The sequence below is a fragment of the Geobacillus sp. CAMR5420 genome, from assembly GCF_000691465.1.
Taxonomy (GTDB): domain Bacteria; phylum Bacillota; class Bacilli; order Bacillales; family Anoxybacillaceae; genus Geobacillus; species Geobacillus thermoleovorans.
The window spans coordinates 32,985-45,748 of sequence record NZ_JHUS01000072.1 but is presented as its reverse complement, the minus strand read 5'-3'; the positions used below and the strand labels follow the sequence as shown (position 1 = coordinate 45,748).

Annotated in this window: 15 protein-coding genes; 14 read left to right on the top strand and 1 reads right to left on the bottom strand. The window is 40.6% G+C overall.

The window, feature by feature from the left end; translation table 11 throughout:
* Positions 1–84 precede the first annotated feature (84 nt).
* The 9 genes from DI44_RS00610 (at position 85) to DI44_RS00640 (ending at position 8,458) form a co-directional block, all read left to right on the top strand.
* The gene (locus DI44_RS00610; RefSeq protein WP_050483861.1) at positions 85–705 is read left to right on the top strand and encodes a sugar transferase; all 621 of its coding nucleotides are present in this window, start codon (positions 85–87) and stop codon (positions 703–705) included.
* Positions 706–718: 13 nt separating this feature from the next.
* Positions 719–1,381: an acetyltransferase gene (locus DI44_RS00615; RefSeq protein WP_033026552.1), complete on the top strand. Its 663-nt coding sequence runs from the start codon at positions 719–721 to the stop codon at positions 1,379–1,381.
* A gap of 40 nt (positions 1,382–1,421) precedes the next feature.
* On the top strand, positions 1,422–2,576 hold the full coding sequence (locus tag DI44_RS00620; protein ID WP_033026550.1) for an aminotransferase class I/II-fold pyridoxal phosphate-dependent enzyme: 1,155 nt from the start codon (positions 1,422–1,424) through the stop codon (positions 2,574–2,576).
* Between the two features lie 77 nt (positions 2,577–2,653).
* Positions 2,654–2,815 (top strand): hypothetical protein, encoded by a 162-nt coding sequence (locus DI44_RS19265; RefSeq protein ID WP_198527204.1) that lies wholly within the window; start codon positions 2,654–2,656, stop codon positions 2,813–2,815.
* A gap of 101 nt (positions 2,816–2,916) precedes the next feature.
* The gene (locus DI44_RS18465; protein ID WP_241766404.1) at positions 2,917–3,249 is read left to right on the top strand and encodes a hypothetical protein; all 333 of its coding nucleotides are present in this window, start codon (positions 2,917–2,919) and stop codon (positions 3,247–3,249) included.
* 172 nt (positions 3,250–3,421) lie between these two features.
* Positions 3,422–5,044, top strand: coding sequence for a DUF262 domain-containing protein (locus DI44_RS00625; protein ID WP_033026547.1), 1,623 nt, complete (start codon positions 3,422–3,424; stop codon positions 5,042–5,044).
* A gap of 211 nt (positions 5,045–5,255) precedes the next feature.
* Positions 5,256–6,689, top strand: coding sequence for a caspase family protein (locus tag DI44_RS00630; protein WP_011232763.1), 1,434 nt, complete (start codon positions 5,256–5,258; stop codon positions 6,687–6,689).
* Positions 6,690–6,837: 148 nt separating this feature from the next.
* A complete protein-coding gene (locus DI44_RS00635) occupies positions 6,838–7,710 on the top strand; it encodes a HipA domain-containing protein (RefSeq protein WP_014196909.1) in 873 nt (290 codons plus the stop codon).
* Between the two features lies 1 nt (position 7,711).
* Entirely contained in the window at positions 7,712–8,458 is a 747-nt protein-coding gene (locus DI44_RS00640; protein WP_011232761.1) for an HIRAN domain-containing protein, read from the top strand.
* 383 nt (positions 8,459–8,841) lie between these two features.
* Here DI44_RS00640 and DI44_RS18460 read toward each other — a convergent pair whose 3' ends face one another.
* On the bottom strand, positions 8,842–9,252 hold the full coding sequence (locus DI44_RS18460; RefSeq protein ID WP_223812556.1) for a nucleotide pyrophosphatase: 411 nt from the start codon (positions 9,250–9,252) through the stop codon (positions 8,842–8,844).
* A 149-nt stretch (positions 9,253–9,401) separates the two neighbouring features.
* Here DI44_RS18460 and DI44_RS00645 point away from each other — a divergent pair, with 149 nt between their 5' ends.
* From DI44_RS00645 to DI44_RS00665, 5 genes are all read left to right on the top strand, one after another.
* Positions 9,402–10,928 carry a YifB family Mg chelatase-like AAA ATPase gene (locus DI44_RS00645; protein ID WP_033026545.1) on the top strand — a complete coding sequence of 509 codons (1,527 nt, stop codon included), beginning with the start codon at positions 9,402–9,404 and terminating at the stop codon, positions 10,926–10,928.
* A 5-nt stretch (positions 10,929–10,933) separates the two neighbouring features.
* Positions 10,934–11,410 (top strand): transposase, encoded by a 477-nt coding sequence (locus DI44_RS00650; RefSeq protein WP_033026542.1) that lies wholly within the window; start codon positions 10,934–10,936, stop codon positions 11,408–11,410.
* Between the two features lie 270 nt (positions 11,411–11,680).
* Positions 11,681–11,971, top strand: coding sequence for a DUF3467 domain-containing protein (locus DI44_RS00655; protein ID WP_020755204.1), 291 nt, complete (start codon positions 11,681–11,683; stop codon positions 11,969–11,971).
* Entirely contained in the window at positions 11,971–12,366 is a 396-nt protein-coding gene (locus DI44_RS00660) for a hypothetical protein (RefSeq protein ID WP_033026539.1), read from the top strand. Before DI44_RS00655 ends, DI44_RS00660 begins: the two co-directional genes overlap by 1 nt.
* Positions 12,335–12,592 carry a DUF2283 domain-containing protein gene (locus DI44_RS00665; protein ID WP_011232755.1) on the top strand — a complete coding sequence of 86 codons (258 nt, stop codon included), beginning with the start codon at positions 12,335–12,337 and terminating at the stop codon, positions 12,590–12,592. Before DI44_RS00660 ends, DI44_RS00665 begins: the two co-directional genes overlap by 32 nt.
* The last annotated feature ends 172 nt before the right edge of the window (positions 12,593–12,764 follow it).

The following is a 12,764-nucleotide window of genomic DNA, read 5'->3' as shown; positions in this document are numbered from 1 at the left end:
TGTGGCTGAATAGTTACAGTGAAAGAGCTTTTATAGTTTGGCTTGTTTGTCAGGTTTAATTTTTAATTTCAAAGAAACGAGGTGATAACTATATTAAAACGGAGTTTTGATTTTGTCGTTTCTCTCATCGCTTTAATCATCTTATCGCCTGTCGTGTTGGTAACTGCAATACTTGTTCGCTATAAACTAGGATCTCCCGTTATCTTTAAACAACAACGTCCTGGGTTGCATGGCAAACCTTTTTACTTGTATAAATTTCGCACGATGACAGACGAACGAGATGAAAACGGAGAGCTATTACCTGATCATCTAAGACTGACACCGTTTGGGCAGTTTCTTAGGAAATTTAGTTTGGATGAGTTACCGCAGTTATTTAATGTGTTGAAAGGGGATATTAGTCTCGTAGGACCTAGACCGTTACTGATGGAATATTTAGAACTGTATACACCAGAGCAAGCTCGTCGTCATGAAGTAAAACCAGGCATTACTGGTTGGGCGCAAGTGAATGGACGTAATGCGATTTCATGGGAAGAAAAATTTAAACTGGATGTTTGGTATGTCGATAATCGCACTTTTTGGTTGGACATAAAAATATTGTTTCTTACCGTGATTAAAGTCTTAAAAAAGGAAGGTATTAATCAATCGGAATATGTTACAATGGAAAAGTTTGCAGGAAATGTATCTCAAAAACATCAAGTAAAGTGAGGTAGATTACTTTATGCAAGATATTGTTATCTATGGAGCAGGTGGTTTTGCTCGAGAGGTTGCATATTTAATTGAAATAATTAATGAGAAGAAAGTCACATGGAATTTAAAAGGATATATAGATGACAACCCTGAAAATACAGGCAAAATTCTAAACGGATATCCCGTATTAGGAACAATTGAATGGTTATTATCTCTTAATCAAGAAATTAATGTAGTTATTGGAATTGGTTCTCCTCGAGTAAAAAAATTAATTTATAATAAACTTAAAGATTATTCTCATATAAAATTTCCTAATATTATTCATCCTGGTGTTAGGATATCTAATACGAATAAGATAGGGATGGGGAATATTATATGTGAAGGAAACATATTAACTTGCAATATCGAAATTGGAAATTTTGTAATTGTTAACCTTAATTGTACTATTGGTCATGATACTGTTATTGAAGACTATACTACTATCCTTCCTAATTCATCTATTTCCGGTAATGTACGTCTTAAAGAAGGGGTCGACTTTGGTACGAACGCAACAATTATTCAAGGAGTCAGTGTGGGAGAGTACGCTATTATCGGTGCGGGAGCAGTCATTGTAAAGGACATTCCTCCACATTGTACAGCGGTTGGTGTACCTGCGAAACCTATTAAATTTCATGATGAAGCCAATCAGGCCTAAATCGTTTAGTAATTTTTAATAACTACCGAAGGTGTTTAATATGACAAACAAACAACAAAACAGAATTTACTTGTCCCCTCCCCACATGAGCGGGAATGAACAAAAGTATATTCAAGAAGCGTTTGAAACAAACTGGATTGCGCCGCTTGGCCCGAATGTCGATGCGTTTGAAAAAGAGTTGGCGGAATATGTAGGTTCGAAGGGTGCGGCCGCAGTTAGTTCGGGGACAGCGGCGATTCATCTTGCGTTGCGATTGTTGGATGTTCAACAAGGGGATAAAGTTTTTTGTTCCTCATTGACGTTTATCGCGAGTGCCAATCCGATTTTGTATCAAGGAGCAGAGCCTGTTTTTATCGATTCGGAGCCTGATACGTGGAATATGTCTCCGTTGGCGTTAGAAAGAGCGATGGAAGAGGCGAAGAAGGAAAGCAAGCTTCCGAAAGCGGTGGTTGTTGTTGATTTATACGGCCAAAGTGCGAAGATGGATGAAATTTTAGCGATTTGCAATCACTATCAAGTGCCAGTGGTCGAAGATGCGGCGGAGTCGCTTGGTTCTACATATAAAGGGAAGAAAAGTGGCACGTTTGGCAAGTTCGGCATTTATTCGTTTAACGGAAACAAAATTATTACCACATCTGGCGGAGGAATGTTGGTTTCCGATGATGTCGAAGCGTTGCAAAAAGCCCGCTTCTTGGCGACTCAGGCGCGCGATCCGGCTCCGCATTATCAACATAGCCAAGTAGGTTATAACTACCGCATGAGCAATATCGTCGCTGGAATCGGTCGGGCGCAGTTGGAAGTGTTGGACGAGCGAGTGAAGGCGAGACGGGCGATTTTTGATCGTTACGTGCAAGCGTTAGGGGATATCGAAGGCATTCACTTTATGCCTGAACTCGAAGGTACGATGTCCAACCGCTGGCTGACGACGTTGACGATCGACCAGCAAGCGCTTGGCGTGACGCCAATGGATATTATCAACGTGCTTGCGGAGGAAAATATTGAAGCACGTCCTGTATGGAAGCCGCTTCATCTGCAGCCTCTGTTTAACGGGGTAACGTATTACCCGCATCAGGAAGGTTGGAGCGTTTCGGATGAATTGTTTGCCAATGGCATTTGTTTGCCGTCTGGTTCCAGCATGACCATCGACGAACAAAAACGGGTTATTGATGTCTTTATCAAAGCGATTAAAAAATAACTGTTTGCGAGCCTCCTGTTGCAGCTGTTCGGCGGGAGGCTGCATTTATTTTTTTCGATTTGGAGGTGACTTTTGTCATGGAGAAAAAGCCGTTGCGGTTGGAAACCGAGCGTTTCAAACATATATTAATCGAAGCGTATCAACGCGGGGAATTGTCCGCCAATATTACCGCAAAAGACATGGTTCAGGAGCTTGCTCATCAGTTAAAACAAATTTTTAAAGGGGATAATTATAAGTAGTATTGGGAGGTATGTATGCTATCCTTTCAATAGTTGCCAAAGTCCGTGAAAAAGACGATTTGCTACATTCTTCAAGATGTCCAGTCGCTGGAGGAGTTGGAGTGGATGGAAAAATGATTTATATTCAAAAACGGAAGAAGGAACTGAATCGTTTCAACCGGGGAGGATGGCGCTTTTGGCGAATGTGGTTATTGACGCATGTGGGGGATTGCTTTATTCGTTTGTGCGAATTTATTTACGACGGATATGTTCTGAAATGTAAAATTACGAATTCCCTCTATGTTTTGCATCATGGTTATAGAGATCCTCTGCTTTCTCCTTCTAGCTATATCCGCTGCATCCATTTCATTGGTGAACTTCTCCATAACTACCCCATAGATGCTTCAAGATTGCTTTTTGTTATCTTCGCTTACGAGGAATCCTTTTTTACATAAAATTTCTTCCTCAATCATTACAAAACTATGATATGGATTGGTTTTTGAGAAGAAATCATTAATACGGTTGGGGTCAACATGTGTGAATAAGGGGAGAGTTGTAAAAACGTAAAATCTGTATTATAGATGTATGTGTAAAAGTAAATCTGGCTACTGGGGGAGATGATGCTAAATGGAGGCAAGTGAAAAAAAGATCAACGAGATACTGACGGAAAACAAAATTTATGAAATTCCTCCTTATCAACGGCCGTATTCTTGGGAGAAAAGCCATGCGCGCGAGTTGATAGAAGATATTTGCCAAGCTTATCAGCGTAATGACCCTGAATACTTTATCGGATCGATTATTACGATTGAAAAAGAACGCAACCGCCGTTATGAAGTCGTAGACGGCCAGCAGCGGTTAACGACTTTAAATATTATTTTTGCGGTTATGAAGCAGTTGATCACGCATCCTTCTAGTGTAGAGGATATTCAAAAACGAATTATGCCGGTAAACCCTTATACGGATGAACCGGAGCAGCCTCGCCTGATAGTCAGAAAGCAAGATCAAGCATTTTTTCAAAAGTATATCCTCATGGGGGAAGATATAAGCTCTGCACAAGAAATGAGTGAAACTCAAGCGAAGTTTTATGACAATATGCTTGAAATCAAACAAGTAGTTTCAGAATTCAGCGAAGTCGAGTTGCGGCGGTTGGTCAATTATATTTTAGAACATGTATATGTTGTCTTTGTGGTCACCGATAACTTTACCTCCGCCTACCGGCTTTTTAATGTCTTAAATGCGAGAGGAATGTCTCTTTCCAACGGGGATTTATTAAAAAACCGGCTGTTTGAATATTGTGAAAACAAGCCTCTTGAGAGAAGCCGAGTGGAAGAATGTTGGAATGAACTGGAGAATATCGTTGGCATTCGGCAGTTAGATAATTTCTTAAGCCATTTGCGGACTTCGATCAAAGGGAACAAGCAGCAGGAAATTCTTTATCAAGAGTTTGATGAGATCCTTGAAGAATATAAAGAAGCTCCCGCTCGTTTCGCTGAATTTCTCCTACGATCGGCTCATCATTATGAAAAAATTATGGAAAACGATTTCGATAATCATCTTAAGACGCAAAAACTCATCTCTTCCCTCCATCGGGTTGCTCATGATGAGTGGATACCTCCTGTGCTTGCGTTTCTAAATAAACCGGTGCCGGATATGGAATTCGCTGATTTTGTTGAATTAATGGAAAAAATCACGTACCAAAACTGGGTTCGCCGGCTTGGCAAAACAAAACGAAATACGGTTTATTATCAAGTGATTAATTTGATCAATAAAGGATGTTCAGCGGATGAACTGATTGAAACGGTTAAAAAATATGCGGATAATAAAGAATTTGAACAATTGATACGTGCGGATATTTACCATTCTCCTGCTGTAAAAGCAATACTCCTTCGCTTGGAACAAGAAAGCCAAGATCAGAGCGTGGTAAAACAATTCCATGGACGAATTACGGTGGAGCACATCCTTCCGCAAAAGCTAAAAGATGAATATTGGATCCAAGGTTTCACGCCTGATGTTCATCAAGAATTGGTTCATAAGCTTGGAAATTTGACTTTATTGAGCGGTGTGAAAAATTCTGCTGCACAATACTATTCATTTGACCGTAAAAAGGAAATTTACGAAAAACGAAACAAAAAAGTATCGTTTGATCTTACGAAAGAAATATTAGAGGAAAAGGAATGGACAAAGAATCAGATTCTCTCAAGACAAGAAAAACTGGTGAAAAAGGCGATGGAAATTTGGGGAATTCAATAGGGATTATGCCTGTTGTTTCTTGAATGTAGCTACTGTTGTCTATGAAGTTCCGACTGTTAATTGGTTGTCGTAAATACAAATTTTTATAATCGATTCTGAATATAAAGTGATGGTGTTGGGTTACAGTTCCAATTTGTAGATTGTTCGTAATCATATCTCTATTGCCATACAAAAATCAAATTCAGATGTTGATACGATAGGGTGATCAACAATGGTTTATAAAGCTTTGCTTATAGCAGTAGACCAATATTTAAATACTTCCCCTCTTCCTAATACAGTTAATGATGTTAGTGAAATAAAAAGATTGTTGTTAGAACCTCCGTCGTTTTTTAAAAAAGAAAATGTAGAGGTGTTTCAAGGGAACATTGCAAAGCGGAATATATTACACTCCGCTTTAACGTCCTTTTTTGAAGATGCTTCTCCAAATGATATATTATTTCTTTTTTGGGCAGGTCATGGCTTTTTGCATAATAATGAAGGTTATTTTGTTCCTTTCGATGGCGATGCTTATAATCCAGAAGATTCCATGATTAAAATGACAGATGTAAGAGATTTGATTGATCATACTATTGCTAGTACTGTACTGGCGTTTTTTGATACTTGTCATAGTGGTGCCATTGCAAGAAATATACAACATGAAATGGTAAGAGGCCTAGAGGTAAAAGGGTCGGGGAAAGTATTGATCGCTGCATGTACGTCAAATCAATGGGCGTGGGACAGAAATGGCCACGGTGCTTTTACGGATTATCTCATTAGAGGGTTGGAAGGCGAAGCTGCTGATGCAAACGGTGAGATTGATGTATATAATTTGTACTCCTATGTAAGCAAAAAAGTTGCTGAAGAGTTTAAGGATCAAACACCTGTAATGAAAAGCACCCTCACAGGGAAACCGTTATTATTAAAAAGAGTAGTGAAAAGAGAAGGTCAAAGTTTCGGAACGAGTCCAGCTATTGAAACGAAAATCGTAAATTCTTCAGGAGCGTATTTTTGGTTAGGTGATTTAACTTGCGAATATGACGAATACCGTGAACCAAAAGCAGGCACATATGAATTGGTATTGAAGAATCCTGATAGCAAAACGGAAAGAACGTTAAAATTGATGCAACAAAATAGCGGTCAATATGCTCTTTCAGTCCGAAATTTTGCTGATATGGTTACGATTGAAAATATTCGTGTTGAATCCCAAAAGGAGGATACAACAGTTACTATAACCCTAGTAAGTTTGGGGGACTATAGTTCATTTACCTTTCCTGAAATGTCTATCAATTTGATGGGAAAAAGATTATCAGCGGATGATATTGCTATGTTGCGAGTAAGGAGAATATTATTTGGTGAAGAATTACCTCGGTATGATCATTCTTCCGTATTGTTAGAAAGTATGATTATAAACCCCTCTAATGCAAAGATACAAGTGATTTCAAACCTTTTGCGTATCTTGAAAGAAAAAGGTTACACTATGGAACAGATCCGAGGAAAAGTGGTAGAACAACTCATTTTAACTGGGACACTACAGGAAATTGAGGATTTAACATTTGTTGTTGAGAATGGGGTAATCAAAAAAGTGTGCCTCCAAGGTTATCGTCCAAAATATTACGCAAATGTGGAACCAACAAAAATAGAAATCAATGAATCAGTAAATATTTAAAAAATAGTTTCCAATCATATTGTCCTTTTTTGGTTTTTGATGACCGAAATTTTAAATCGTTACGCCGTAATTTTATGATGAATGATAAATTTGCATCATTTAGTGTTAAAATACATAGTAAGATTGTACGAAAAAGGAACGATTAGCATTGTTGAGAGATGTCAGTAAGTGGGAACGAGTCGGGTATGGTAGAAAAAGTACACTGGAGAAAGAGGAATTGATATCTCCAGAGAAAATACATTATCTTATAAAATACCCGCGGCAGTTTAAAGAAGGAGTTTCTTGGGAGGATATTACAGAACTAATTGCCGCTGAAATTGGAGCTATATTTGGTTTAGAAATGATGAGTGTTGAGATTGTAACCAGAAACGGTAGAAGAGGATGTCTTCTACGAAATTTTGTAAAGGAATATGATGCAAAAATGACTGAAGAAGGTGGAGTTTTATTATCAGCGCTAGTCGACGATTATAAGGAGCTCCAAGAATCCTCGTTGAAGGACATGGAACTCATTGATGCTGGATTCAAAATAATGAAGAAATTTGTGTATTGGGAGACCATAAAATCAGAGTTTATAGATATGCAATTGTTTGATATTCTTATTGGCAATCAAGATAGGCACCCATTTAATTGGCAATTGCTATTTCTTGAAACAGGAGCAAAATTCTCTCCCATTTATGATAACGGTGCTTCTTTAGGGTTTCGATTTGAAGATGAAAAGCTGATACAAATGGTCTCGAATCCCCAAGAAATGAACAAATATACGGAAAAAACAAGGGTTAAGGCGGGTATATTTGAAAAGAAAAAGGTCAAAGCTAAAGACTTGTTAACATATATTAGTAAAAACTTTACAGATGAGTTTAATCAAAGTATCCAAAAGTTAGTTGAATTTGATTTAATAAGGTATTCTGATTTTATTCAATCATTAGATATTTTAAGCGAGGCACAAAAAGACTGGTTATTGAATATAGTGCCTTTTCGAAGAAAGAAAATATTGGAGTGGATTGGAAGGGATGATCAATAACATGAAAAAAGTTCATACACTTTTAGTGGTTTGGCAAAATCCTAAAACCCGTTCTTTTTATCATATAGGAACTCTTTCTCATTATGATGGCTATTATGAGTTCACTTACACCTATAATGCCTCTGGTCACGGAAAACTGAAAGATGCATTGAATAACGGGTATATGTTGCATCCGGCTTTCCCAGACCCAACTAAAATATATCGATCAAAGGAGCTGTTTCCGGCGTTTGAACGCCGATTGCCGTCACCAGATCGTGCGGATTTTAAAGCCATTTTGTCCGATTTAGGTCTGGATGAGAATTCCACTAAGATGGACTTGCTTCAACAAACACGTGGGCGGTTAGCCAGCGACACTTATTCTTTTGAGCAACCGCTGCGTCTTGAAGACGATGGAAAGCTGTGTGTCAGCTTTTTTGTTCATGGCATGCGCTATCAAAATCTTCCTCAAAATTGGGCAACATGGCTAGCCATTAACGAAACGTTGAAATTAGTACAAGAACCAACAAACACTTATGATCCCCATGCTGTTGCTATCTATACTCACGGAGGGAAGAAGCTTGGATATGTTCCAGCCTTTTATAGTAAGGCCGTCTTTTCCTTGTTAGAAAATGGAGCGAACCCTTCTGTTCGTGTTGTGTATATGAATGAAAAATCAACTCCTCATTGGTGGCTGAAAGTAGCCTTTGAGTGCGAGATTCCTTCTTTCCAAGGTGCAACATTGGATGAATTAGCCCCTGTTATGGGATAATACCTGCCGTGCTTCGAAGTTTGTCAAAGATTTAACATTAGCAGGGATGGCTTGATCCATTGCCATGGCTATTTATAACCCTCGGCAACGGCTTAGGCTATTCCGCCAACGAAGTCGTTGAAACAGATGAAAAAGGGACCAGTCGCAAAGCCGTCATGGAATCCAACGACTGACTGAGCGCTCCGACGTGCTTTGTCGCCTCATCGGAGAAGATGGATAAGGAAACTGGACTGAGAAGCGGAATATTCGCTTGAAGAAATTATTGCAAGCGCATAGAAATGGCATAGTGGAAAGGTGAAGGAAATACAAAGGCCTCCTGCTGAATGAGTGTTGTCAGCGGGAGGCTGAATTGCCCGTCTTCATCAATCAATCATTGTTAAAATCTAATCTTTTAGATCAATAATGCGCAAATGTTTTGGGGACGAATCGGTGCCAGTTATAATCATCGGCACTAGCGAATCTTGTTTATGAAGCCCCCCGTGGCTTGCTCCTCCAACATGAGTTGGAGAGCCTTCACCGATAAATTCAAATCCCGGTTTAGCACTTGCAACAAGATAATTTCCTCCATGAGAAGTCAGCGAGCTGTACAATCGGGCCAGTGCATCCGGATATTCATCATAAAAAATCTTATTGTTCTTTACCGTAAGATTCAAAACGCCTGCATCTCCTGCTAGATCCCACGATTGTTCATACTCATCCACCAATGGCCCATTCGGTTTAAAAATGAGTCTTCCCGGCCGAACTCCAGATATGACGTGCACGGATTCTTTTTCCATCCAGGCAATGACATCCACTCTGTCGTCTTTTTGCAGCGTTTTCGCGATATCCGGAAGTGGCGCTCACCACCCGAAATTTGTCGAAATATTGGTAATTGAAAGATAAAGGGGAGGGTATTACAATGATGGGTGAGAACTAATGTTCTGTGATTGGGAGGGATGGATGAGTGACGGTGAAGATTTTAAGCATTGGGTTGAGGGGGTTAGAAGGGTATCGGGTGCAGGTGGAGGTGCAGGAGGTGCCTGGGATTGCGGCGATGGTGATTGTTGGGTTGCCGGATGCGTCGGTGAAAGAGGCAAAGGAACGTGTTCTTGCTTCGCTTTATGCTTTCGGATGCGACTTTTTTGATAAAAGGCTCGTTGTTCATTTGTCTCCGCCGGAGCGGAAAAAGCATAGCCCGATGTTTGATTTGGCGATGGCGATTGGGATTTTGAAGGCAATGGGCAAGCTGACAGCGCCGGTTTCCCCGGATGCAGCGTTTTTAGGTTCGTTATCGTTGGATGGAGCGATTCAGCCGGTGGATGGCATGCTTCCAGCGATATTGGCGGCAAAGAAGCTCGGTTTTCAAAAAGTATACCTTCCGTATGATCCCACACTTCCGCTTCATCATTTGAAAGATCTCGATTGTATCTTTGTTCAGACATTGGAAGAAACGGTGCAATATCTGCAAGGACAACGTGTTCTTTCGTTATTCCCAGCTTTTCGCACTCCTGAAATCATAGACTCCCCGCGAAAGCATCATCGGGATTTTCAATCGATTATTGGCCATCATCAAGCAAAGCGAGCATTGGAGATCGCAGCGGCAGGCGGACATCACGTGTTAATGGTTGGACCGCCTGGGTGCGGGAAAAGTTTGTTGGCGGAAACGTTTCCGACGATTTTGCCGAGCCTTACTCATGATGCGCAGTTAGAGGTGATCAGTTTGTACCAGCTGGCAGGAGAAAAAATCGAGAACGGCCATCCGCCTTTTCGTCATCCGCATCATTCCGCTTCATCGGTTTCTTTAATTGGCGGGGGAACGCACCCAAAGCCTGGCGAGGTGTCGCTGGCACATCGCGGTGTTTTGTTTCTCGATGAAATGGCGGAATTTGCGAAAAAGACGCTGGATATGCTTCGCCAGCCGTTAGAGACGGGGAAAGTGACGATTAGCCGTATTTCGTCGACGGTGACATATCCTGCGGACTTTATTTTGCTTGGGGCGATGAATCCGTGTCCGTGTGGATATTTAGGCTCAAGAACGCGCTATTGCACATGCAGTCCGAAACAAATTCAAGCGTATCGAAATCGTGTTTCCGGGCCGATTTATGACCGGATGGATGTTTTATTGTCATTGGAAGTCATTGATTTCACCAAAGAAACGAGGGTTTCGGAATCTTCGGAAACCATAAGGAAAAGAGTAGAAGAAGCAAGAAGAAAGCAATATGAACGTTACGGAAAAGAAATAACGAATGGGCGTGTTCCTTTTGAGTTATTAATGGAAAAAAGCCCGCTTGCCAAAAGGCAGCAACTTCTGTTGCAGCAATGGGCATCCCAGCATCAATGGAGCAATCGTGTACAAACGAAAATCATTCGGCTGGCAAGGACCATTTCCGATTTAAAGGGAACCGAAGAGATAGCGGATGAATCGCTTTGGGAAGCGATGACGCTAAGATGGCTGAAAACATATACGAAGCAACAGGCAACAGCGAGGTAAAAAGAATGGGACGGCAAAAGCGGATCTGGGTGCCCCATCGGTTTTATCATATCGTTTGCCGCGGCAATCGGCGTGATCCCCTATTCAAGGAAACAAATGATTTTCTCGCTTTTCTTCATATCCTCCACCAGCTTCACGAAAAAATCCCATTTGAAGTAGCCGCATATTGCCTTATGACGAATCACTTTCACCTGCAGCTGCGCTCAAAACAGGAGCCGATTTCGAAAGTCATGGCGCTCATGAACAAACGGTATGCGAATTATTATAATACTCGCTATCGTTTGACGGGACATGTATTTGAAAAACGTTATTATGGTAAATGGATTGACAATGACAGTGGAATGTTGGAAGTGAGTCGATATATTCATCTCAATCCTGTAGAAGCTCATATGGTGCATGCGCCGGAACTTTACCGATGGAGAGTTTATTTGTATATGCATCCCAAATCGCTGCCCCCGAAATTTATGAATATGGATGCATGATTAGATTACTTTTCAGGAACAAAAACAGAGCGGAAGAAAAAATATGCTGAATTTGTGAGGGGGTGAGGCTGCCTGTCACTTGTCAGCCATCGAAAGCGCGTGGAAATGGCATCAGCGGAAAGGACGATGATTAGGCCGCCCCTTGGTGGGGCGGTTTATTTATAGGCATTTTCTATATACAGCGGTTTCCCTAATGAAATGAGTGCAAGAAAATTCTTTAAGGTGTAAAATATAATTACAATACCGTTTTAAAGGGGAGAGGAAAGGTATATGGAAGGGAATATGGAAAAGAGACCCTTCAATGTTTATTGTAATTCCATTAGTTTAAGTATGAGTCTTCATGATATTATCCTTAATCTTCAACAGCAATCGCCCGATGGAAATATATACCTCGGAAAGGTTACTATGAGCCCACAACACGCCAAACAATTTGCCTATTTGTTATTGAATTACATTAAGCAGTATGAAGAGATATTCGGTGAAATCCCTTCCCCACCAAGCGAGGAAAAGATTCAGGAACTTTCGCAATTAGGTATTATTGGTGTGAAGAGTGAGCAATAATGGAAGGTAACAAGATCAATACAGACTACATATTTATAACTGAGGACCCTCTAGGCAGAGAGGTGCGGCTCAAAAGCACAACATGGAATTATCATATTGTTGGTGGGGATCATACAAGGGAAGAGTTTATAGGCCAAGAAGATATGGTCAAGAGCGTCATTCAAGATCCTTGTTTTATATTGCCAAATACCCCGGACGATCAGCATGATACAAGACAAAAATATATAGATCTTGTGCAATTGCCTAAGTTTAAGTCGCTAAAGGCATTGGTCGTTATTGTCGACCATGAAGATGAAGCGTATGGTGACGTTGTTACCGTCATCGCCAAAAGCAGGTTAAACCAAGAGACAGGAGGTGCGATTTATGTTCGTCCAAAATTTACAGGAAAACGTTAAATACTCCTATGACTATGATCACGATGTTCTTTATATTTATTTGGGCGAACCAAAAGTGTCGTACGATGACGAAGCAGCTCCTGGTGTGTTTATCCGGTTTTCTGAAGAGGATGAGGTCATTACTGGCATTGTGATTATGGACTACAAGAAGCGGGATATTGAGAGTATAAAGAAGTTTATACCGGTGAATATTAATTTTCATATGATTAACGAACAAATCCATTAGTTTTGGCCGATTTTGCCTCTGGCATGGACTCAACTATATCATCCTTCGCTACTTTAATGCGGATGGGGCGCACGAGCCGGGGGCAAAGCGGTTTTATTTTCTAGAGGGCTGGTGAAAAACGACCGATTTCGCCGAACCCGTTGCTTTCGGCTGAAAGAGAAGCGTTGATTTT